This is a genomic window from Microbispora sp. NBRC 16548 (assembly GCF_030268985.1).
In the GTDB taxonomy this organism is placed as follows: Bacteria; Actinomycetota; Actinomycetes; order Streptosporangiales; family Streptosporangiaceae; genus Microbispora; species Microbispora catharanthi.
This window is the reverse complement of record NZ_BSSF01000092.1, coordinates 1-371: the sequence shown is the minus strand read 5'-3', so window position 1 is coordinate 371 and position 371 is coordinate 1. Positions and strand designations below refer to the sequence as shown.

Sequence of the window (371 nt, the reverse complement as noted above, 5' to 3'; positions counted from 1 at the left end):
AGATCGTCGGGCTGGCCGGTCTGGTCGGTTCGGGCCGCAGCGAGATCGTCGAGGCGATCTACGGTGCGCGGCGGGCCAGTGGCCGGGTTGTGCTGGATGGGCGGGTGGTGCGGCCGGGTAGTACGACCCGGGCGGTGCGGATGGGCATGGGTCTGGCGCCGGAGGAGCGTAAGGCGCAGGCGTTGCTGCTGGATCACCCGGTGGCGCAGAACATCACGCTGGCGAGCCTGAGTCGTTACACCAAGCCGCGGTGGCTGGGCTGGCTGGATCGGCGGAGTGAGTTCGCCGAGGCCAAGCGGTTGTCGGAGGCGTTGGACATTCGTCCGCCTGATCCGCGGCGGCCGATTCGGACGTTGTCGGGTGGTAACCAG

The 371-nt window shown here is 69.3% G+C and carries 1 protein-coding gene; it reads left to right on the top strand.

The window, feature by feature from the left end; translation table 11 throughout:
- Positions 1–371: ATP-binding cassette domain-containing protein (locus tag QSK36_RS43175; protein WP_352241961.1), on the top strand; the 371-nt coding region annotated here is incomplete at both ends.